Origin of the sequence: Rhizobium sp. BK538, from assembly GCF_014197575.1 — a bacterium.
In the GTDB taxonomy this organism is placed as follows: Bacteria; Pseudomonadota; Alphaproteobacteria; order Rhizobiales; family Rhizobiaceae; genus Rhizobium.
Map to the genome: position 1 here is coordinate 25,722 of NZ_JACIFT010000025.1, position 20,823 is coordinate 46,544.

General features: G+C 59.8%; 18 protein-coding genes and 1 pseudogene. 11 read left to right on the forward strand and 8 right to left on the reverse strand.

The annotated features are described in order from the left end of the window. Nucleotides 1–4: 4 nt before the first annotated feature. The 6 genes and pseudogenes from FHX09_RS24985 to FHX09_RS30530 all read left to right on the forward strand — a co-directional run. A complete protein-coding gene (locus FHX09_RS24985; RefSeq protein WP_132591561.1) occupies nt 5–835 on the forward strand; it encodes an ABC transporter ATP-binding protein in 831 nt (276 codons plus the stop codon). A 24-nt stretch (nt 836–859) separates the two neighbouring features. Then, complete coding sequence (locus FHX09_RS24990) at nt 860–1,933, forward strand: ABC transporter substrate-binding protein (RefSeq protein WP_132591563.1); 1,074 nt, start codon at nt 860–862, stop codon at nt 1,931–1,933. Between the two features lie 21 nt (nt 1,934–1,954). Beyond that, nucleotides 1,955–2,773, forward strand: a complete 819-nt coding sequence (locus FHX09_RS24995) for an ABC transporter permease (protein WP_132591565.1) — start codon at nt 1,955–1,957, stop codon at nt 2,771–2,773. Beyond that, nucleotides 2,773–3,543: an ABC transporter permease gene (locus tag FHX09_RS25000; RefSeq protein ID WP_184450790.1), complete on the forward strand. Its 771-nt coding sequence runs from the start codon at nt 2,773–2,775 to the stop codon at nt 3,541–3,543. Before FHX09_RS24995 ends, FHX09_RS25000 begins: the two co-directional genes overlap by 1 nt. Before the next feature lie 406 nt (nt 3,544–3,949). Continuing rightward, nucleotides 3,950–5,548 (forward strand): ABC transporter substrate-binding protein, encoded by a 1,599-nt coding sequence (locus FHX09_RS25005; RefSeq protein WP_132591569.1) that lies wholly within the window; start codon nt 3,950–3,952, stop codon nt 5,546–5,548. A gap of 33 nt (nt 5,549–5,581) precedes the next feature. After that, a pseudogene (locus FHX09_RS30530) lies at nt 5,582–6,276 on the forward strand (rhodanese-like domain-containing protein); the annotation flags it as partial. A 50-nt stretch (nt 6,277–6,326) separates the two neighbouring features. Here FHX09_RS30530 and FHX09_RS25010 read toward each other — a convergent pair. The 6 genes from FHX09_RS25010 to FHX09_RS25035 all read right to left on the reverse strand — a co-directional run bounded on the left by FHX09_RS25010 (nt 6,327) and on the right by FHX09_RS25035 (nt 13,689). Next, nucleotides 6,327–8,276, reverse strand: coding sequence for an adenylate/guanylate cyclase domain-containing protein (locus FHX09_RS25010; protein WP_184450791.1), 1,950 nt, complete (start codon nt 8,274–8,276; stop codon nt 6,327–6,329). Nucleotides 8,277–8,334: 58 nt separating this feature from the next. Continuing rightward, a complete protein-coding gene (locus FHX09_RS25015; RefSeq protein WP_184450792.1) occupies nt 8,335–9,483 on the reverse strand; it encodes an AI-2E family transporter in 1,149 nt (382 codons plus the stop codon). A 55-nt stretch (nt 9,484–9,538) separates the two neighbouring features. Then, nucleotides 9,539–10,375 carry a polyphosphate kinase 2 gene (gene ppk2 / locus FHX09_RS25020; RefSeq protein WP_132591575.1) on the reverse strand — a complete coding sequence of 279 codons (837 nt, stop codon included), beginning with the start codon at nt 10,373–10,375 and terminating at the stop codon, nt 9,539–9,541. A gap of 41 nt (nt 10,376–10,416) precedes the next feature. After that, nucleotides 10,417–12,105, reverse strand: coding sequence for a SulP family inorganic anion transporter (locus FHX09_RS25025; RefSeq protein ID WP_132591577.1), 1,689 nt, complete (start codon nt 12,103–12,105; stop codon nt 10,417–10,419). An 85-nt stretch (nt 12,106–12,190) separates the two neighbouring features. Next, nucleotides 12,191–13,348 carry an HlyD family secretion protein gene (locus tag FHX09_RS25030; RefSeq protein ID WP_132591579.1) on the reverse strand — a complete coding sequence of 386 codons (1,158 nt, stop codon included), beginning with the start codon at nt 13,346–13,348 and terminating at the stop codon, nt 12,191–12,193. Beyond that, nucleotides 13,348–13,689 carry a DUF3302 domain-containing protein gene (locus FHX09_RS25035; protein WP_007794042.1) on the reverse strand — a complete coding sequence of 114 codons (342 nt, stop codon included), beginning with the start codon at nt 13,687–13,689 and terminating at the stop codon, nt 13,348–13,350. Before FHX09_RS25035 ends, FHX09_RS25030 begins: the two co-directional genes overlap by 1 nt. A 436-nt stretch (nt 13,690–14,125) precedes the next feature. Between FHX09_RS25035 and FHX09_RS25040 the strand changes: the two genes are divergently transcribed. Genes FHX09_RS25040 through FHX09_RS25050 form a run of 3 tightly spaced genes read left to right on the forward strand, consistent with a single transcriptional unit; the run spans nt 14,126 to nt 16,906 of the window. Continuing rightward, entirely contained in the window at nt 14,126–14,440 is a 315-nt protein-coding gene (locus FHX09_RS25040; RefSeq protein WP_132591581.1) for a hypothetical protein, read from the forward strand. A 41-nt stretch (nt 14,441–14,481) separates the two neighbouring features. Then, nucleotides 14,482–15,936 carry a DUF3300 domain-containing protein gene (locus FHX09_RS25045; protein WP_132591641.1) on the forward strand — a complete coding sequence of 485 codons (1,455 nt, stop codon included), beginning with the start codon at nt 14,482–14,484 and terminating at the stop codon, nt 15,934–15,936. Between the two features lie 34 nt (nt 15,937–15,970). After that, nucleotides 15,971–16,906 carry a DUF2950 family protein gene (locus FHX09_RS25050; protein ID WP_132591583.1) on the forward strand — a complete coding sequence of 312 codons (936 nt, stop codon included), beginning with the start codon at nt 15,971–15,973 and terminating at the stop codon, nt 16,904–16,906. Nucleotides 16,907–17,103: 197 nt separating this feature from the next. Here FHX09_RS25050 and FHX09_RS25055 read toward each other — a convergent pair whose 3' ends face one another. Both FHX09_RS25055 and FHX09_RS25060 read right to left on the reverse strand, forming a co-directional pair. Further along, nucleotides 17,104–17,565 (reverse strand): hypothetical protein, encoded by a 462-nt coding sequence (locus FHX09_RS25055; RefSeq protein ID WP_183722493.1) that lies wholly within the window; start codon nt 17,563–17,565, stop codon nt 17,104–17,106. Nucleotides 17,566–17,667: 102 nt separating this feature from the next. Further along, on the reverse strand, nt 17,668–19,476 hold the full coding sequence (locus FHX09_RS25060; RefSeq protein ID WP_184450793.1) for a hypothetical protein: 1,809 nt from the start codon (nt 19,474–19,476) through the stop codon (nt 17,668–17,670). A gap of 414 nt (nt 19,477–19,890) precedes the next feature. On the opposite strand from FHX09_RS25060, the gene FHX09_RS25065 reads away from it, so the two are divergent. After that, entirely contained in the window at nt 19,891–20,088 is a 198-nt protein-coding gene (locus FHX09_RS25065) for a hypothetical protein (RefSeq protein ID WP_007794020.1), read from the forward strand. 60 nt (nt 20,089–20,148) lie between these two features. After that, nucleotides 20,149–20,793 (forward strand): alpha/beta family hydrolase, encoded by a 645-nt coding sequence (locus FHX09_RS25070; protein ID WP_037082969.1) that lies wholly within the window; start codon nt 20,149–20,151, stop codon nt 20,791–20,793. The last annotated feature ends 30 nt before the right edge of the window (nt 20,794–20,823 follow it).

A 20,823-nucleotide genomic window follows, 5' to 3' on the forward strand; every position in this document is an offset into this window, starting at 1 on the left:
CGATATGAACCGACCCCATCTCACAGTCGAGCACATAACCCGGCAGTTCCAGATCGAGCGGGAGCCGCTGATCGCGCTCGACGACATCAATCTCGATATTGCGAAGGGCGAGTTCGTAACAATCGTCGGTGCCAGCGGTTGCGGAAAATCGACGTTGCTGCGTCTCTTCGCCGGTCTGGATATCGCGACATCAGGCACCATCCGCCATGCGGGCGAGGCAGTTGTCGAACCCAGCCTCGATCGGGGCATCGTCTTTCAGGAGCCACGCCTCTTTCCCTGGCTGACTGTCGAGGAAAACGTCTCCCTTGGCCTCTTGAACAGCAAGCTGACGAGCGCGCGAAAGGCAGAGCTTGTGCGCGAACATCTAGAGCTTGTCGGGCTTTCCCGCTTTGCCAATGTCTACCCGCATCAATTATCCGGCGGCATGGCGCAGCGTGCAGGTATTGCCCGTGGCCTCGTCAGCCGGCCGAACGTCCTTCTGCTCGACGAGCCTTTCGGGGCGCTCGACGCCATCACCAAGGCGTATCTGCAGGACGAGTTGCAGGAGATCTGGGCAAAGGAAAACATCACAATGGTGCTGGTGACGCATGACGTGGAAGAGGCTGTCTATCTCGGGGATCGCGTCGTCGTCATGTCGCCGCGTCCGGGCCGCATCCGCGAAGTGGTACCGGTCAAGCTGGCGCGCCCACGTCGGCGGACGTCCAGCGATATTGCCAATGTGCGAGACCGTGTCCTGAAGAGCCTTCATGCGACGGGCGAGAATATGCAGCCCAAAGCGACGCAACGATCCGATGACGGCGGTCATGGCGAACGTGCGGTCGCGCTGGCCAGATAAGCTTCACAAGAACGGAGAAAAACTATGAAACGCGCATTTCTGTCACGCGTGGCCGCCGGCCTCGCCCTGATGCTTACCGCGTCGGCCACGGTCCGGGCGGAGGAGCCGCTGGTCATTCATGTCGGCTATGCGGCCATCGGCGTCGACAACCGCCCTTACGCGGAAGGCACGTCTGCCGCGACGGCACGAGCCGGGGAATTTCTGGAAAAGGAGTTCGCCAAGGATCCGAACATCAAGATCGAATGGACCTTCTTCAAGGGCGCGGGCCCTGCCGTGAATGAAGGCTTCGCGAATGATCAGCTCGACTTCGCCTATCAGGGTGATCTCCCCTCGCTGATCGGCCGCGCCAACGGGCTGAAGACCAAGTATCTGCTGGCAAGTGGGGCGAGAAAGCCGCTCTACCTTGCCGTCGCCAAAGATAGCGGCATCAAGTCTATCGCGGATCTGAAGGGCCGCAAGATAGCGCTACAGCGCGGCACGAACGGTCATCTGGCTGCCGTCAAGGTCTTGGAAGCCCATGGGTTGAAAGAGCGCGACGCTCAGGTCGTCAATCTCGACAGCGCCGGCACGGTTGCCGCTCTCACCAGCAAGGACATCGACGCCGCCTTCGGCGATACGCAGCTTATCAACCTTGCGGCGAAGGGTGCAGCCGATGTCATCTACACGACCAAGGGCGATGATCCGCGCTTCGGCCGCAACGCCGGCGTCATCGGCCGACAGGCGTTCATCGATGCCCATCCGGAGATAACCCAGCGGGTCGTCGATGCTTTCGTCAAGGCGGCCCAATGGTCGTCCGACGAGCCCAACCGCCCGGCACTGCTGGAACTGTGGCACAAGTCGGGGACACCCGTTCCAATTCTGGAGGAGTACTTCAAGGGCGACACGCTCGCCTATCGCAACTCGCCACTGATCGATGGCCTTCTCGTCTCGCAATACAAGGAACAGGCGGCCAAGAGCAAGGAATTCGGCCTCATCCGCCGTGATGTCGATCTCGAGAGCTGGTTCGAGCCGCGTTACCTAAACAGCGCCATAGAGCGGTTCAGCCTGCAGAACTTCTGGCAGGCCTACGGCGCCGACGGCAAGCCGGTGACCTCGTAAACCAAAATGGAGACGCAGGTGATGGCAACTTATCTTGAGCTCTCTGGCCACGAAAACATCACGAACTGGCGCAGATTTCTCAGGGGACGGTTCTTTTCGCTCTCGGCCCTGCTTCTTCCAGCGTTTCTGATTGCGCTCTGGTGGCTGGCTTCCGCAAGAGGCTGGCTACCGGAGCAAATTCTTCCTGAGCCCACCTACGTGCTGCAGACTGGCCGCGACATGATTGCGAGCGGTGAATTGCTCTACCACGCCGCCGTCAGTTTGCGGCGCGTGATCTTCGGCTTTGCTATCGGCGCGGTATTGGGCTTGGCCCTCGGCATCGCCATGGGCCTGTCTGCGCGCTTTGAAGACTATGCAAAGCCGACATTCCTCGCCTTTGCGCAGATCCCGACGCTTGGCTGGATTCCGTTGCTGATGCTGCTGGTTGGCATTGAGGAGACGCTGAAGATCGTCATCATTGCCAAGGGCGCTCTCGTGCCGATCACGCTCAATACCTTCTCCGGTATCCGCAGCGTTCCAGGCAAGTACGTGGAAGTTGGTAAGGCCCTGCGTTTCAGCCGCTGGCAGACGCTTCGGCTGATTGTCCTGCCGGGCGCCATTCCCTCCATCTTCACTGGCATCCGCTATGGCCTCACGCATGCCTGGACATCGCTTGTCGGCGTAGAGCTCCTGGCGTCCTCTGAAGGGCTCGGATACCTGCTGGTCTGGGGAAGGCAGATGTTCTGGCTGGATACCGTGATCATCGCGATGATCGTGATCGGCCTCATAGGCTTTGCCATGGACAAGGGTCTGAACGGCTCCGAAGTCTTCATCCAGCGCTGGAAAAAAGAAGGATTGTGATGGCCGCCGAAACGTCAACCAGGCTTGTCCGTATCAGGCGCGGCCTTGCGCTTCCCCTTCTTCTTCTCGTCGCATGGGAAGCCTCCGGCCGCCTCGACCTCATGGATCCCCGCTTTCTGCCGGCTATCGAAGATGTCGTGCGCACCGCCAAACGGGAGATTATCGACAACGGTCTGGCGGGTCAGCTCGGGGCGAGCCTGTTGCGCAATATCGCGGGCTTCCTGATCGGTTGCGCTCTCGGCGTCAGCTTCGGCACGCTCGTTGCCGTGACGAGGCTAGGGGATCGGCTGATCATGCCGACCTTCAACGGATTGAAGCAGATTTCCCTGCTTGCCTGGATTCCTCTCATTTCGGTGTGGTTCGGGTTCGGAGAACAGGCGAAGGTCGTCTTCGTCGCGCTCGCGGCCTTCATCCCCATCGCCCTCAACACCTATGACGGCATCAAGGATGCGCCGGCCGAACTGGTCGAGGTCGGTCGCGCACTGCGGTTTCGGCCATGGCAGCGCATTACAAAAATCTACCTGCCCTCGGCCCTGCCAACGATCGCGACCGGCATTCATCTTGGGTTGATCTACTCGTGGTTGGCGACCGTCGGGGCGGAGTATTTTCTTGCCGTTGGTCCAGGCATCGGCGGCTTGGTCATTGCCGGACGTGAGCGGTTTGACATGGCATTGGTCATGGTGGGCGTCATCATTCTCGGCCTAGTCGGCTTTGCACTCAACAGATTGGCCAGTGCAGCGGAAGCAAGGCTCTTGCGCTGGCGAGCCTGAGCGCGGCCTCCAAGCGACGTCGGGCGTCGATTGCTCGGCGTATTCACAATTTGTCCAGGCGGATTACCGTTTCCAAACATCTGCTTTGACGTCGAGTGAGTGTCTGTCGGTTCTGTACGCACCGCGCCGGCGTGCAAGCCAAATGCGCTTTCACCTCGGTTCCAAAACGATAACAGATATATGCGAAGATTCTTGCGTTTCTTCCGAGGCGTTCATTCACGCAAACATCATCCGGGAAAAGCATGGAAAATGCGCTGGTTTTCCTTAGCGCCACGCGGGCTACGAAGAATCGTCGGCATGCAATTATTCTTTTCCGGACGAGAAGAAACTTTGACTTCGCCTTTCGGGACACAACACTGAAGCTCCACTCGGCGGACCAATATCCAACCCAAGAGGAGCTCTTCGCGTGTCCATCAACCGTCGCAGTTTCAACCAGCTAATGTTGCTTGCCGGGGCGAGCACATTGCTTCCGTCGTTCTCCTTTGGGCAGGCGGCGGCGCCGGCAACAGGCGGTACCTTGAATTGGCTCTACCGGGTGGATCCGGGCAATGCTCTCTTTGCGATCAACACGTCGTCAGGGACCGGCCAGGCCATCGGTCCGAAGATTGTCGAGGGCCTTTTGACCTTCGACTTCGACGTCAAGCCGCAGCCGCTGCTGGCAACGGAGTGGTCGGTTTCCGATGACAATCTTCGCTACACTTTCAAGCTCCGCAAGGGCGTCAAGTGGCATGACGGGACGGACTTCACCTCCGCCGATGTTGCCTTTTCGATCTTCAGGCTGAAGGAGGCACACCCACGCGGCCGCATCACCTACCAGAATGTGGTCGCGGTCGAGACGCCGGATCCGCTCACCGCCGTCATCGTTCTGTCGAAGCCCGCTCCCTTCCTGCTGGCGGCGCAATCGAGTTCGGAATCGCCGATCGTGCCGAAGCATATCTTCGAGAAACTGGCGCCGGGCGATGGCCAAACGCTGCAAACGGCGATCGGTACCGGGCCGTTCAAACTGACGGAATGGGTGGCCGGCAGTCACCTGATCTTCGAGCGAAATCCTGACTATTGGGACGCCGGAAAGCCCTATCTGGATCGGATCGTCCTGCGCGTCGTGACCGATCCGGCGGCGCGGTCCGCCGCCTTGGAGACGGGCGAGGCCGACATCGGCGACAATCCCGTGCCGCTTGCCGATCTCGACCGGCTGAAACAAGATCCTCATCTGATCGTGGATACCACCACCTACGCCTATTCCGGCCCGCAGCAGCAGTTATTCTTCAATTACGACAATCCGCTCTTTGCCAAGCGTGAGGTGAGGCTTGCCATTGCCAAGGCGATCAATCAGCAGGAGATCGTCGATGTGGCGCTTTACGGCTACGCGCAGGTTTCGCCGAGTCCTGTCAGTACGGCATTGCCGAAATGGTACGATCCGAGCGTCGTTGCGCATGCCTTCGATCCTGCCGCCGCCGAAAAGCTGCTAGACGAGGCAGGCTATCCGCGCAAGGCGGACGGCAAGCGTTTCGACCTCCGACTGACCTACAATTCCTATCTGCCGCAAGGCTATGCCGACGTCCTGAAAAGCCAGCTGGAAAAGATCGGTATCGGCATCGAGATCAAGAAGTATGACCTGCCGACGTTCCTGAAGACGGTCTACACCGACCGCGCCTTCGATCTCGTGGTGGAGTCGCTTTCGAACACGTTCGACCCGTCACTCGGCATCCAGCGCGCCTATTGGAGCAAGAACTTCAAGATTGGCCTGCCTTTCTCGAATGCCAGCCACTACGCCAACGCGCAGGCGGACGCTTTGCTCGAGGCGGCTGCTATTGAGCCGGACGAGAAGAAGCGATGGGACACCTGGAGCAAATTCCAGCACTTCATCCACGACGAGGTCGCTTCCGTGAACCTGGTTGCTGCTGGCGCCCAGATCGTTGCCAACAAGCGGGTGAAGAACTTCGTCACGGGATCGCAGGGGCTCAATTGGAGCTTCGGCGACCTGTGGATCGATCCAAACGCTTGAGATCAAAGGGCACGAACCACGACTGGACGTTCGATGGACAAGGCCACATTGATCGATTGGCTCGGCGACGGGTCGAACTGGCAGTTCTCGATATCCGGCCGGTCGCGTTGGCTGTGCTTTGCCGCTGTTTGCAACAAATCTGCCTGCAGAACACTTGGGGTCTCGGTCGTCGAGCTCAAGGCATGGCATGATCGGGGCGAGGACGTTATCGTCCTCGATACTCGCACGCTCGGCGAATATGAAAAGGCGCATGTGCCAGGCGCCGTCGGCGTGCCCGCGCCGAGCTCCTGCTGCGCTTCAAGGACATTGTGTCCTCACCGGAGACGAAGGTCGTTGTCTCCTGCGCAGGCCTGCCGCGTGCCATTCTCGGGGCGCAGACGCTGATCGATTCCCGGGCTCCAATTTCGTCGCCTATCTTGATGGCGGTGCGCGCGGCTGGACTGAGGCAGGTTTCGATCTGGAGGTGGGCGCACGGTAACCTACGGGGAGCCGACAGAAACAGCTCGCCGCTTCGCGAGCGAGCACAGCGCGCGCCTTTCGGCAAAGGACGTTCTGACGTTCATCGATCGGCAGACCGCCGAAACGTGGAATGCCGATCCGGTGCGCACGACCATCTCCTGGATGTCCGCACACCGGAGAAGTTCACGCGAGCGCATCTTCCCGGGTCGATCTCTTCCGAGGGCGGACAACTGCTCAGCGTATCCTACCGGACCATCGCCGTGCGCGGTAACGGTTCAGTGTCCTTTCCACCAACGAGGTACAGGACGCTTCGATGGTGTCATCCGCGAAGCTCGTAAAGCTCTGTCTGCCCTGTTCGGCCTCTGACGCTGACGGTTCCGATGGGCATGAAAGTGAAGTTCTCTTCAACCGCGTCACGGATCGCGCTGCTGACGAGGATCGAGGTTCCATAGTCGCGGTTCAGGCCCTCCAGCCGCGAGCCGATGTTTACAGTATCACCGATGGCGGTGTATTGCCGCCGGGTCTCGGCGCCGACGCTGCCGACGACGGCCGGTCCTGTATGCAGGCCGAAGCGAGTGACAAGTTCGGGGCGAGCGGCGGCGCGATTGGAAGCGTTCATCGCGTCGATCGCGGCTTTCATTGACAAGGCACAGCGGCAGGCGTTTTCGACATGCTGCTCGTCACGAACGGGCGCGTTCCACATCGCGAAAATAGAGTCGCCGATATATTGCACGATAGTGCCGCCATGGCGCTCCACAATCACGTTGAGGGCTTCGAAATAAGTGGAGAGCAGCGCCACGACATCTTCGGGCGAATGCCGCTCGGAGATCGTCGTGAACTCGCGGATGTCGGTGAAGAGGACGGTGATCTCCTGCCGCGAGGCGGAGCCTATGGCCGATTGGCCGGCGATGACAATCCTGCGAACCAGTTCACGTGGCACGTAGAGCGAGAACGTTCGGATCGCATCGCGGGCGGCGCCGAGTGCTTTCCCGAGCGCGTTGACTTCGGATATCCAGGAATGCGAGACGCGGCTCTGTCTAAATTCCAGATTACCCAGTTGTCTCGCCTCATCGGCCAATGCGTAGAGCGATCGGCTGATCAATCGGGAGATGATGATCGCGGCGATCGCGCCGGCGGCCAGGAAGGCCGCCGCGGCAGCGAGGTTGCGCCGCAGCGTTCGCTCGACAGGCCCAACTAGGTCGTCCAGCGGTGCGGCGATGACGACCGTGTAGTCCTTCAGCATACCGGCAACTTCCGCATGGAAGCTCTGGGCTAGGTACTCGCGGCCATTCACCGGAAAGCGGACAACATCACCATCCGGCAACCGGCGGCCTTGCGCCAGGTTCGTGACGGCCGGGATGGCAGGGTCCGCTCTTGCGATGTCCGCAACAGACAGCAGCCCCCCACGACGAATATGATCGCGCAGTTTCGCCATGACTGCGGGGTCGGAATGCACGATCAGGCGCCCGGTGTTGTCGAATACATAGCCATGCGCCTCTTTCGAGATCGTGCCGACATTGACAACCTCCCCCAAGGTCACGAGCATCACATCGGCGCCGATAACGACTTGGTTCCCCCCGACAGCGGGTGTAGCAAATGTCAGGGTGAGGTAGTTGGTCGCGGCTGAAATGTAGGGGCCGACTGAAGTCGTCTGTCCCTCCGAGAGCGCGGCGTGGTACCAGGGACGGGAACGCGGGTCGAAGATGTCGTCGCGGTCGGCGCGACGAGCGAGAGGACGAGTGTTCTTGTCGAAGAACATCCACGTCGTCACTGGAATGCCGATGACTTTGGTGATCGTACGAACGGCGAATGCGGCGTCGGCCGGGGCGTTCAAGGTGTCGCGCCAGGTCGGATTGGTCGCAATGTTGGTGGCCTGTATGTACGTCCCGTCTGCATAACCGGCATAGACTCCGTCTATGCGTAAGGACGACTTCAGCGCGTGCAGCAGAAGGTTCTGCTTCGCCAATAGGTCTTGGGGAGGTGGCGTAAGCATTTGGGGGACGGCAGAGGTCGTCTCGATCGCTGCATGTCCGCCGGCGAACACATTGCGGTAATCCTCGATCGTACGCAAACCGAGCTGGCGCATCTGTGCTTCGCCGGCAGAGAGGGCGGTCACCTTGCCCTGCGTATATGCCATCCACACGAGTGGCAGCGCCGTGCAGGCCAGCAGCCCGACAATGATCACGCTGAGATGCAATCGCAGCGGAAAAGCCCAGTCGGCTGCCTCCGTGGTTCCCGTCGCGGGTGATGGCTCGATGCGATGCTCCATACTTGACCCCCGAGAGCGATTGCAATGCTAGCGAGCACGAGGCCGAGGCCCCTCAGAATCAACCCGGCGCGGCGCCCTCGACATTCCTGTCCCTGTCGTCGAGCGGCAGGGTCGCGGCCGCCGGCGCGGAGGGCCACGCCCAGGCTCGCAGCAGTTCGTAAAAGACGCTGAGGACGATGGGCCCAAGAAACAGGCCGAGCAACCCGTGCGAGAGGGTTCCGCCGATGACGCCGATGAGGATCACCGGCATCGGGGTCGACAGCCCTCGGGACATCAAGATCGGCTTCAACACATTGTCCGCGACGGTGATCGGGATCGCCACGACAGTAAAGGCAAATGCCATCAATGTCGGCCAGGAGAACCATGCCCAGACGATGACCGGGACAAGAACGAGGCCCGGGCCGAGTTGCATCAAACAAAGAACGAACACGAGAAAAGTCAGGGCCCCGCGGGCCGGAATATCGAAAAAGGCGAAACACAGGCCGGAAAGGAGCGTCTGAAGGAGGGCCACGCCGATGACACCGCGCGAGACGTTGCGAACCGTTGACCCGGCCAGCCGCGCAAAACCGACACCCCTCTCTCCGCCGATGCGGACTGCCAATACCTGGATGGTTGCCGCAAGGCGAGGAGACATAGTGAGGAGGATGCCGGAGAGAATGATGGAGGCGACGAAGCTCAACACCCCGCCTCCGATCGATGCAAGCTTGGCGATGATGACGCCCATGACTTCGCGAAGAGGCGCCTGGAATTTCATGATCGTTGCAGCGAGATTGCTTGCGACCTGGTTCCAGCCGGCATAGAGGCGCTCGCCGACCACGGGCCAACCGCGTATTGCCTCGGGCGCTGCGGGCAGCGTGAAGTTGTCGGACTTCAACTGCCCGACGAGTGCCTGGGCTGCATCGGCGAAATTGACGGCGACAAGCGCCAACGGCGCGATGATGAGCACAAGGCATGCTAGGACAATCACGGTAGCCGAAAGAGCTGGTCGACTTCCCAGCAGCCTGGACAGGGCATCGAACATCGGGAAGAGCGCCACCGCAAGGATCGCGGACCAGATGATGATCAGCGCGAATGGCGCAACCAGCTGCAGGCTCCAATAGGCGAACAGCCCAATGATGCCGATCCGCACCAAGTCGCTGACCCGTGCCTCCACGGAGATCTGCGCGGGACTGGTTTCCGCCGCGGTCCCGCTTTGTGGTTTCTCCATCGCGGTATTGCCTATCCCACGGGTTTCCATAGGGCGTGCCTGAACGGATCAGGGCTCATCGCGTCGTCTCCGGCACGACGTTTCTGGCGCTCTGATCCTCAACGTAATTCGATGGCCGCTTCTGCCGTTTGCCAAGGTCTGGGGCCGCAAACTTCACGCGCTCGTAAGGGATCGACTGCAGGATATGCGAAATGCAGTTGATCCGGGCGCGCTCCTTGTCGTCGGAAGGTACGATCCACCACGGTGCGTGGTTGCTGTCCGTCATCCGCAACATCTCGTCATAGGCCCGTGTATAGTCCCACCAGCGCTGGTACGACTCGACGTCCATGGGGCTGAGTTTCCACTGCCGAACCGGATCATCGATACGGCGCTTGAAGCGGCGTTCCTGTTCTTCCTCGCTGACAGTCAGGAAATACTTGAGCAAAATGACGCCGCTTTCGACGATTGCCGCCTCGAAGCGGGGCGCCAGCTCGAGGAAACGCTGAGCCTTCTTCTCGCTGGCGAAGCCCATGACGCGGTCAACGCCTGCTCGGTTGTACCAGCTGCGGTCGAAGATCACGATCTCGCCCGCAGCTGGCAAATAGGCGATGTAGCGCTGCATGTAGATCTGGGATTTCTCGCGATCGGTGGGCGCGGGCAAGGCGACGACGCGGAACACGCGTGGACTGACCTTCTCCGTTATTCTCTTGATCATGCCGCCCTTGCCGGCGGCGTCACGGCCTTCGAAGATGATGACAATCCGAGCGCCCGATTTCTTTACCCAGGCCTGCAGATGCGCCAATTCGATCTGCAGTCGCTTGATCTCCTTATTGTAGTCCCAGGATTTGGCCTTCTTCTGCTTGCCTTTGCGTTCCGTTGGAACCTCTCGTTTCGGATCGTATGCTTCGTCCATCGCTCCCTCCATTGTTTAATGTCGCGCCGCGCTGGGCGCATTCATTGCCCTGCGGAATTGCCTATGAGCGCGCGCAACGCCTCTTCCCGACCATTGAAAAGATTGTGCGTGCCGATCTTGTTGATGACCCCGGCACGCTCGAGGATGCCGCGGCTTTCCTCGCTGAGGTCGGCGATGGCAAAGACGATGTCCCGCTTTGCCAAGGCATCCGCCACGGCGTCGAGTGCGACGGCGCCGGTGCTGTCCATGTGCGTGATGGCACTGGCGTCCAACACAAGACAGTTGGTTCCGGGGGCGAGTTCCTTAGCGATCGCTGTCAGCCGCATGCGGACATAGTCGGCGTTGTAGAACAGAATATTGCCCTGGACCGCGAAGACGGCAGCGCCTTCGACAGGGCGAGCTTCCGGGAAGCGGGCGAGGTCGAAGAAACCGTGCCGACCTTCGATATGGCCAAGCAGGCCATCGCGTGGAAACATCGTCTTGCGCAACAGGTACACGAACGTCGCGGCAACGGCGACGACTACGCCGTTCAGAACGCCGAAGCTGATTGCGCCCCACATGGCGATCAGCGCAAAGACGAACTCCATGCGGCTGATGTGCCAGATCTTCTTGAGTTCCTGAACGTCTATGAGACTGATGGCCGCGGTTGCGAGGATCGCGGCGAGCGCGGGGATCGGAAGGATCCGCAGGGCGCTATGAAGGAACACAAGAGCGGCAATCAGCGTGGCGGCCGAAACCAGCCCTGCGGCCTGGGAGACGCCACCGGTCGACAGGTTTATGGCGGTTCTGGAATCCGAGACGCTGATCGGAAAGGAGCCGAAGAGCCCGGGTGCGATGTTGGCGGCGCCGATACCGATCAATTCCTGGTTGGCATCGACCTCTTCACCGGTGCGGGAGCCGAAGCTGCGCGCGGCGACGATGCCGGCGCCGAAGCTGACGAGAAACACGGCGGCCGAGCCGAGTATGATCTTATCGAGCGGCATCCGATGGAGCGCCGGTAGGGATAGGCTCGGGAAACCACTCGGGATATCGCCGACAACAGCGATGCCGTGCCCCCGGAAATCGAAGAGCGCCGAGAGAATGACGGAGACAACGACGACGAGAACAGGACCCGGAACCTTGACGTTGAATGCCCTAACGATCCAGAGCAACGCGAACATGGCAAGGCCGAAGAGAAGCGACGGCCAATGGATCAAGGAGCCCTTGCCGAGAATTTCCAAGACTGGTGCGAGCAGCCCATCGGACTCGATCTTCACGCCTGTGAAGCGGCTGATCTGCCCGACGAGGATGGAAAGCGACACGCCGGCAAAGAAGCCCACCAGGATCGGACGCGACAGAAAGCTCGCGAGGACGCCAAGCCGCAGCAGTTTTGCCGCGATGCAGAATACGCCAACGCCAAGGGCGAGCGCCGAGGCGATGGCAACCCGGTCGATATTGGCAGCGGCAGGTTCGGCCGCGATGATAGCGGTCATCGCAGCCGCGAGCACCGTCATTGTTGCGGCATCGGGACCGACGATCAGGAGCCTTGAAGGACCGAAGATCGCGTAGGCGATCGGAGCAACGATGCTGGCGTAGATGCCTGTCTCTGGCGGGAGCCCAGCAATCGCGGGATAGGCGATGGCGCTCGGCAAACCCACCGCAGCGATCGACAGCCCGGCCGGGATATCGCTACGAAGCCAGTCTTTGTTGAAGCCGGCCAGACCCCGCAATATTGGTAGGCTGCCTATCACCTTGGGTTCCCTTGTTATTTCTTGTCTGATCTCCGAGTCTGCCCGGCCGCCGCACTCCAGCGGCCACCGGAAGGGTTGATGCATTCTAGTGTTCGAGGAAGACGTAGTTCATCCAGCTGCTCATGCGCAGCAGGACCTTGCGCAGGACTGCGACGTGGTGCCAGTGATGCGTGTAGACGGCTACCTCGGCCACCACACCACCGGGCAGCTGATACTCCGCGGTGCTTTCCAGCAACTCGATGCGCGCCAACGTTTGTCCCGGCGATGCCCGTTCCGGGGATTGCGGGTCGATCAGCGCGCCGCTCGGCTGCAGTTGGCCCTGCGCCATGACATCGATGACTTCCTGGACCCGCGCCTTGAAGATCTTGCCGGGCACGGCTTTGAAGGCTACCTCGGCTTCGTCGCCGGCCCGCACCCGCTGGAGCGAATTCTGAATGAAGGCTGCACCCAGCATCCGGTCCTCGCTGTTCATGAAGACCATCACGGGCCGCAAGGGAAGGGGGTTTGCCATCATGCCGGGGCGGAGAAAGACCTGCGTCACGTAGCCGTCGCTCGGCGCACGGACCGTCGTCTGCTCCAGGTCGTACTCGGCGCTTTGCAATTCGGCCTGCAGCCGTGCCACTGTTGGATTCGTGCCATTGATCTCGGACTCATAGGCGAGTTTTGCCTGCGTCGCCTGAGCGCGGGCCGTGTCGACGGTGGCCTCGGCTGTCAGATAGATCCCGCGGCGGTTCTCGACTTCGAGTTCCGAGTACACGGCTCCTCTACCGCTGGACTTTGAGTTCTCGTTCGATTGCTGAAACTTTTCGAAGGCCTGCAGGGAGCGATCCCTTGAAGCTTCCGCACCGGTTACGGCCGCGTTGGCGGCATCGAGAGCAGCCTTCAATTGCAGGACGGTTTGCACGGCTTCGGCAAGAGACGCTTTCTTCTGATCGACTGTATATTGATAGGGGCGGGGATCAATCCGGAAGAGAACATCGCCCTTTTTCAGCGGAGCGTTCGGCGTGACCGGCACCTCTACGACCTGTCCACTGACGACTGGGATGACGGGAGCCGATGTAAAGTAAATGCGCCCATCGCTGGTATAGGGATGGTTGTAGCTCATGAGCAGCAGAAGGCTGGAGATGAGAAAGATTCCGCCCAGGACGGCCGTTGCAAGTGTCCACTGGTTCACCGGAATGCGGAAGATCTTGAAGACCACCCAGCAGATTGCGGCGTAGGTGAGTATGAGGAGCAGATCCATCAGGCGTTCTCCTTCTCCGGCGACTGCGCCTCGAGTTCTGCTATTCGAGCGTGAAGGCGGGCGATTTCGGCATTGGCTTCAGCCTCGGCCGACAGCTTGCCATCGGGCCGAATGCCCCAGCCGCGATCCTCGCGATAGAGCGTGGCCCAGATGAAGAGGAAGGGCCAAATTGCGTGCAGCGTGAACAGGCTCACCCATCCGGCAACGTGGATGGCGTCCTGGTGCGGATGGTTTCTGGCCTTGGCGATCAGATGAGGAATGTCATGGATCGCGATCACTGCGTAGAACAGAGTGACCACGACGAAGATCAACACTCCCAGTGCAAAATAGTCGAGAAACACGGTCACTCCTTTTCGGCCGCTCGCCGAACCGTCCGGCCGTAGTCGAGAAGAAATAGTAGACCGGTGCGGTCTCGAACGCCCGTAGCATCACGTAATATCTATCGAGCGTCGCGCGGCTCGACAGGCAGTCCGGATTTTCGAGATTAAGGGTGGTCGTCCGCGACGGCGTGCGTTCCCTGCCTCGGGTGCCAACTGCCGGGGAAGTCATCGTCATCGCGATTGAGAGTAGTTTGACCAGCTTGCCGGCGGCAGCTAGGTCCTCCCGGATACGGCTGCCTTCGGCACGCGCAATGCGGAAAGGCAGGGCCACCGCGGACGTAGGTCTAGTCCCTTCCGGGCCGTCACGCGTAAGTTCGCGTATGTTACGTCTCCATCCTAAGTAGCTGTAATACAATACTTCAATCTGCTTGACGCGAGTATAACAGCGGGGGGCGGCATGACGTTGGGAGAAAGCAATTCGACACACTTGTCCGCCCTGGAGATTGCTGAGGCGCAGTTTCCGGCCCAGGCCGCGAGGGTACGGCAGCTTTTCCAAATGAACGAAACGTTCCGCAGCATGTGCGAAGATCTCGCTGCCGCCGCCGAGACTTTGGCGCATGTGGAGCGTCTTCCGGACAATATCAGAGAAACGCGGCGGCAGGAGTATGCGAGCCTCGTCGATGCGCTCGTCGCTGAAATCGGCGAGGCGCTGTCCCAATCGAAAGTCGTCATGCTCAGGCGGTCGGGCGAGGCAAAGCCCAAGCCGCGGTGAGTATTCATCCGTACCATTTTTTGCAAGGAGGTCGGCGCATGATGGAAGCAGGATCCCTCAGGTTGCTGGCGGGGCTCTCTGCCTTGGCAATCATTTCCATGCATCCGGGACCACCCGCATATTCACAGACCGCGACCCCCACACCGAAGCCTGTGTCGGTAGAGACGACGGAGCCGACTGGGCCGGAAACGGATCTTCTTTCTGAGGATGAACTCGAAGTCCTTGTCGCCCGCATCGCACTCTATCCGGATGAACTGGTGGCCGCGATCTCGGCAGCGTCCTTGTTTCCCCTGCAAATCGTCGAGGCAGCGCGCTTTCTGGAGGCCAAGAAAAAAGATGCCAATCTCAAGCCGAAGGATGACTGGGATGGAAGCGTCATATCGCTTCTGAATTATCCTGACATCGTCAAGATGATGAGTGAGGATCTCGATTGGACGCAGTCGCTGGGTGACGCGTTGACCAACCAGCAAAAGGACGTGCTGATCGCCATCCAGCAGCTTCGGGACGAAGCTGTGGCGAAGAACATCATCAAGACGGACGACAAGGTCACTGTTGTCACGGAAAATGAGAACGTCGTCATTCGACCGACCGATCCGGAGAAGGTGTATATTCCGCAGTACCCTCCTGAGATGCTGTACGAACCGGGCTATGCGGTCGAGCCGATCTCCTACTATCCCGACTATTACGACAACTACTACTATCCAGGGGCCGGGTTCTTCGCGGCGGCGGTGACCGGCGTCGCGTGGGCGGCCATCGTCAACTGGGACGATTGGGGCGTTTGGGGCGGCAACTGGGACGGCGACCTCGATATCGATTGCAACAACTGCTTCAACGACCGGAACTTTAACGGCAAGGTCAAGTGGAACGACATCGACTGGACCAAGGTGGACCGGAGCAAGCTGAGCATCGGAAAGGATCAGCTTGCCAATATCGACCGCTCGGCGATCAAGTCCAGCCTGCAGTCCGACAATCGCAACCAACTCAAGAACAAGGTCAGCGATCGGCAGGCAAACCGTGGACAGGGAACCAGAAACGTCAGCGCCCGCGCCGACGACATCCGCAAGGGCACGATGGAGGGCTTGAAGGCAAATCCGAGATCGAGGGCAGGAGATGCTGCCGCTAACCGGCCGGGTGCATCGCGTCCGGACGCTCGCCCGGGCAACGTGGCCAATCGCGCGGATGCCCGTCCAGGGAATGCAGCCAACCGACCGGGCAGTGCTGCCGACCGTCCATCAAAGCCGGCAGCCAAGAAGAAGCCAAGTGCACCGAAGATGGCGGCGCGTGCCGATAACCGTCCGCGCCAGCCCAGCGCCCTCGGCAATGTGCAGTCGGGGCGACGTGAGGCGGTGGCTTCCAAGCGAGGCGGACAGAGTATGGGAGGCGGGCAACGCGGTGGCCCACGTCCCTCCGTCCAACGCTCGCGCCCAATGCCGCAGGGAGGCGGTGGCCGCGGTGGTGGTCGGGGTGGCGGCGGTCGTGGTGGCGGTCGGCGATAGGGTGTCCAGCTATTCAGATTTCCGGAGATAAACCATGAGACCACAGTTGAAATTGATCCCGCTGTTGCTCGGAACGGCTCTCTCCCTGGCGTGGGCAGCCCCATCGATGTCGCAGACCCAGACGGATCTTCAGGAATTCCAGGCTGGTACGCCGCCGTCATTTGATGACCCTTCGGCGGCGCTCGAACGGCTCAAGACCGTGCTGAGCGCCAATGATGTTGATGGCTTGGCAAGCCTACTCGGTCTGAACGCTGTCAAGCTGCGGTCCAGCAGCGAGGCGATGATAAGCTACGGATTGATCCGCGAGGGTGCCGGGCGGCAATTGCAATTGCAGGACCTCGACGATCGCAAGGTGATCCTGGTGGGAGATGTCCTGTGGCCGCTGCCTTTCCCCCTGTCCAAAAGCAAGGACGGAAAATGGGCATTCGACACGGAAGTCGGGCTGCAGGAGATCGTCAACCGCAGGGTCGGTCAAAACGAGCTTGCAACGATCCAGACCATGCATGACTACGTGAATGCCCAGTATCAGTATGCTCAAATCGACGAGGACGAGGATGGTGTCTACGAGTTCGCTCAGCGGCTGATCAGCAGTCCCGGCAAGCGGGATGGCTTGTATTGGGAGCCCGGTTTGTTCGATGAGGAGAGCCCGGCCGGGCATCTGATAGAGACTGCGGCTTTCGGCAGGGCCAAGCGCGGTGAAGGGTATTACGGATATCGCTACCGCATCCTGACCGCCCAGGGGTCCAACGTCATTGGCGGCAAGCAGAGCTACAGCGTCAATGGCAATATGACGGGCGGATTTGCCTTGATCGCGTGGCCGGTGACGTATCGCGTGACGGGGGTTCAGACGTTCATCATCAACGGCGCGAATATCGTTTATCAGCGAGATCTGGGACCCGAAACACAGCAGCGGGTGACAACAATCAAGGAATTTAATCCGGACGATAACTGGACGATCGTGCGCGACTAGCGCTCAATAACCCGCACAGCAACCGACGTGCCGCGTGTCAACGCGCGGCCTTTATAAGCCTGGAGCATCGCTGTGCGCCGATGATTTTCCTGCCAGCTTAACGAGGGTAAGGGCTCTCGCCGTCCCTCGAACCGTTCATGACAAACCTCCCGGGCATGTCGGGTGTCCCCATCCGCTATCAGGTGCCTTTCCGACCCTTATTCGACGGGTGGCTCCCAGGTCAGGAAGAAGCCGACGTCGCCGGGAATACCGCCGGGGAAATTGATGATCATCGCTTTCAGGCCGTAGCCCTGGGGTTTGGCGAGCGTTTCGAAGAGATCGTAGAGTTCCTTCGCCTTGCCCTGCAGGGTATTCTGCCAACCGGGCAGGTTGTTGTTGATGGCTCGACCGCTGTCCGAGCAGAGGCTGGACGGGAAGCTGTAGACCATTGCCTCGTATTTTCCGTCTGCTGCGGCCTTCATCACGAGGCGCTTGATGACCGCGCGTTCTGCCTCGCCAATGTGCTTCTGAAAAAAATCCTCGATGAACTCAGAATGTTTCGTCGCCTCGCGGGCCTTTATCTTTTCGTCGCGTTCCATTTCCGCGAGCTGAAGTTCAAGTGCACGCTTGCGCAGATCTTCGGCGCTGGTCATCGACTGAGGTGTCTCGCTTGCAGTCATCGCCATGTTCTCCAAAGTTTTCCAAAGGATAGGGTGAGTACGGGCGTTAAGGCAGTAAAATACGCGTCGAATGGGGTAGCATACGGTATGCTACGTCGCGACCTATTGGCTGCCGATCATGCCATCGGCGGGAGGGATCGCGATGCCGGAGGCGCGCAGGCCGTCTAGGAAGCGCTCCTGGTCGACCGCGCGGCGGAGACGCAATGCTACTTCCTTGCGGATGTTCTCCATAAGCACCGGGGCGTTCGTCTGGAGCCAGTCCTGCTCGCTACGCCCTTCATCAAGCTTGCCTGATGAGCCGAGGATGGCTAGCAGAACGAGATGGTGCATGGGATTGTATTTCAAGTCGGCCATGCGGGCCCAAAGCTCAGCTGCTTGATTGTCTCCCCTCATATAGGCACATAGCGCCATACCGACCTCATAGTATCCTCTTGGGCCGGGATTTCTGCTGATGGCGCCGGAGATCAATTCGCAGCCTGTGTCCCACTTTCCGGACATCGCGAGATGGAAACCATATTCGCCCGCAACCTCCGTATCATTGGGGTTGATCGCATAGGCGGCAGCTCCCGCTCTCAGCGCAGCGTCCACGTCGTTGCTGAAGAAGCTGGCGAGCATCAGCGCCTGCAATGCACGTGCGTTCTGGGGGTCAAGATCCACCGCCCGTTTGGCTGCGTCTGCCGCGAGCGCCAGTGGTCGTGGCGAAGGCTGGGCTCTGAGCTGGTATTGGAACCTCACCTCATCGAGATAGATCAGCGATAGCAAAGCCCAATAGGTAGAATTGGTTGGAAGCCGTCTGATTGCTTCCTTCAGACAATCTCTTACCGCCGTATGCATCTGCGGATCGAGTTCGGCTCGATATGCGTAGTAAGACAGCGTACATGTATAAGCTTCCCAATCGCCGCTGTCCGGCTTGGCGATTTTGCTGACATAAGGCTGAAAGGCGATACCGTATGGTTGGGCAATGGTCGTGGCAATGCGCTGCGCAACGTCGGTCTCCACCTCAAGCAGGTTACGCTCGCCGAGGTCCGCATCATAGTCGTCCGCCCAGATGACGGCACCGTCCGCGTGGCGGATCAGCCGCGCGATCAGCCGCATTTTATCCGCTTCGAGCCGGACGCTTCCCTGCAGTGCAAACCATGGTCCTTCCGCCGCCTGAAGTTCCTGCTGTGTTCGGGGGGCGATCACGACGATCTCCTTGAACTTCGTGAGTTGCCCAACAATTTCGTCTGTCAGGCCTTGTGCGATGTCTACCGAGGCAGCCTTGCCAGGAACGTTCTGGAACGGCTCGACCATGATCCTGGGCTGACTGCCGTCGCTTGAAACAGCAGATGAGGACAGGGCCCGCGGAGAGGTAACGGAAAGCCTCGGCGCATCGAGGAAACCTATGATCCCAATAATTGCCGCAGACACCGCTATGCCATACCAGATCCAGCGTCGGTAGCGTGCAGGAGACGATCGCGTAGGGGCCGGCGCTGGTTTTGTCGGATCCCGTTCAAGAGGCGGGTTCGGGGTCGATACCGCTTGAACAGCAGCCCCGCAGGCGCCTTCGGCGTAGTCGAAGGATGGTACATATCCGCCTTTGGGTATCGTAACGACGATGCTGTCGGCGTGACCGGCGACCAGATAGTAGCGTTCGAGCGCCCTACGGATTCGGCCTGCCTCGATCCTGACGACCGGATCATTCTGAGCGTCGAAGGATGTGTCTCGCGCGAAGACCTCTTGTGCAATTGTGTATGCCTTCAAGTAGTCTGCACGACCCGAAAGGGTCTCCTCGACAATGAATTCGAGAAATCGCCGGCCCCGGTCGGGGGCGTGAAACTCGCCACTAGAAAGGATGCGCTCGATTTGATCACGTATTTCATTGATCGTGGGATTGGCAGCCCCATCCCTGCTTGCTCGGGAACTTTGCATTGCAGGCCCCCTCAGACTGTTCCGTTGCTCAGTCTTGTATGCGTATTCAATTATATATTAAATCTCCTAACTCAGGTGGTTGCAATATAAATCGTTGGTCTACTCTAGGAGGCCGGCTTTTTGATTTGCGGCACAAAGGTTTCCATGAGTAAATTTGCGCGGTGGGGCCACGGGTCACCGAGCAAGCGCAGCACTAGCGGCCGGTGCGTCACGGGGAGTGGCATCCGCTGACGGCGTAAAGATTCAACTGCCCAAGGACAACCACTGGCCGTTATGGGGTTTTTGTGCAGAGTTTCAGTCGATATCTGATGTATTGGTAATGAATCCCGTGGTTGGTGAGGCGGGAAATGTTGTTGGGCGTGGTTGGAACATTTAGCAAGGTCGCAGGTTGCTTCCCTAAATAGGAGCGAAGCGATGCTGATTCTTGAAGAAATTCTCCTCGTTTCTGCCGATCGGGTGGCGTGCTGTCGCGGTCAGCTCGAATTGGATCTCGGGCAAATGATCGATGAGCTCGAGCGTTCGGGATTCTCCCGCAAAGAAATATTGGTCGCCCTGAGCGAAATGATCAGCGAAGAATTCTCGGCCCTTCCAGACATGCCGAGATTCCACTGATCGCATCTGCCCCGCCCGTACGATATGGTCGGAATTCGCTCATTGCGCTATGACATCGTAATGAGCGAGAAGTTCCTGATCACCGGCCCGGACAATCCATCAGCCACCATCATGCTTGCCCACGGTGCCGGCGCGCCGATGGACTCGAAATCCATGACAGCTGCCGCAGACGCGCTTGCGGCGGCCGGGTTCCGTGTTGCGCGTTTTGAGTTCGCTTACATGGCTGCACGCCGGACGTCCGATGCGCGAAAGCCACCACCGAAGGCCGAGACTCTAATCCCCGAATATAGGGAGGCGGTAAAGGCACTCGCGAGTTCGGGTCCGTTCATTATCGGTGGCAAATCCATGGGTGGACGAGTGGCAAGCATGGTGGCGGACGAGCTCCACGAGCAGGGGACGATCCGTGGATTATTGTGCCTTGGCTACCCCTTCCATCCACCCGGCAAGCCGCAACAGTTGCGCACGGCGCATCTGGCGAACCTGCGCACGCCGACGCTTATCTGCCAGGGGACGCGCGACGAATTCGGCACGCGTGAAGAGGTGACGACCTATCCGCTTTCTTCCGCAATATCAGTCTTTTGGCTCGAGGATGGCGACCACGATCTTGCGCCGCGGAAGAAGATTTCCGGTTTCGCTGTCGCTGATCATCTCGCCACAATGGCTGCGCGCGCCAAGGCTTGGGCAGACGAAAACTGCCTCCCGTAGGCGCAGCCGGGAACGTCAACTCGACTTGAC

Coding starts and splice junctions, on each gene's coding strand:
- FHX09_RS25070 (WP_037082969.1), top strand. CDS start 20,149: ATGAGCGAGAAGTTCCTGATCACCGGCCCGGACAATCCATCAGCCACC.
- FHX09_RS25055 (WP_183722493.1), bottom strand. CDS start 17,565: ATGACTGCAAGCGAGACACCTCAGTCGATGACCAGCGCCGAAGATCTG.
- FHX09_RS25010 (WP_184450791.1), bottom strand. CDS start 8,276: ATGGAGCATCGCATCGAGCCATCACCCGCGACGGGAACCACGGAGGCA.
- FHX09_RS25065 (WP_007794020.1), top strand. CDS start 19,891: ATGCTGATTCTTGAAGAAATTCTCCTCGTTTCTGCCGATCGGGTGGCG.
- FHX09_RS24990 (WP_132591563.1), top strand. CDS start 860: ATGAAACGCGCATTTCTGTCACGCGTGGCCGCCGGCCTCGCCCTGATG.
- FHX09_RS24985 (WP_132591561.1), top strand. CDS start 5: ATGAACCGACCCCATCTCACAGTCGAGCACATAACCCGGCAGTTCCAG.
- FHX09_RS25050 (WP_132591583.1), top strand. CDS start 15,971: ATGAGACCACAGTTGAAATTGATCCCGCTGTTGCTCGGAACGGCTCTC.
- FHX09_RS25045 (WP_132591641.1), top strand. CDS start 14,482: ATGGAAGCAGGATCCCTCAGGTTGCTGGCGGGGCTCTCTGCCTTGGCA.
- FHX09_RS25030 (WP_132591579.1), bottom strand. CDS start 13,348: ATGGATCTGCTCCTCATACTCACCTACGCCGCAATCTGCTGGGTGGTC.
- FHX09_RS25015 (WP_184450792.1), bottom strand. CDS start 9,483: ATGGAGAAACCACAAAGCGGGACCGCGGCGGAAACCAGTCCCGCGCAG.
- FHX09_RS25000 (WP_184450790.1), top strand. CDS start 2,773: ATGGCCGCCGAAACGTCAACCAGGCTTGTCCGTATCAGGCGCGGCCTT.
- FHX09_RS25040 (WP_132591581.1), top strand. CDS start 14,126: ATGACGTTGGGAGAAAGCAATTCGACACACTTGTCCGCCCTGGAGATT.
- ppk2 (WP_132591575.1), bottom strand. CDS start 10,375: ATGGACGAAGCATACGATCCGAAACGAGAGGTTCCAACGGAACGCAAA.
- FHX09_RS24995 (WP_132591565.1), top strand. CDS start 1,955: ATGGCAACTTATCTTGAGCTCTCTGGCCACGAAAACATCACGAACTGG.
- FHX09_RS25060 (WP_184450793.1), bottom strand. CDS start 19,476: ATGCAAAGTTCCCGAGCAAGCAGGGATGGGGCTGCCAATCCCACGATC.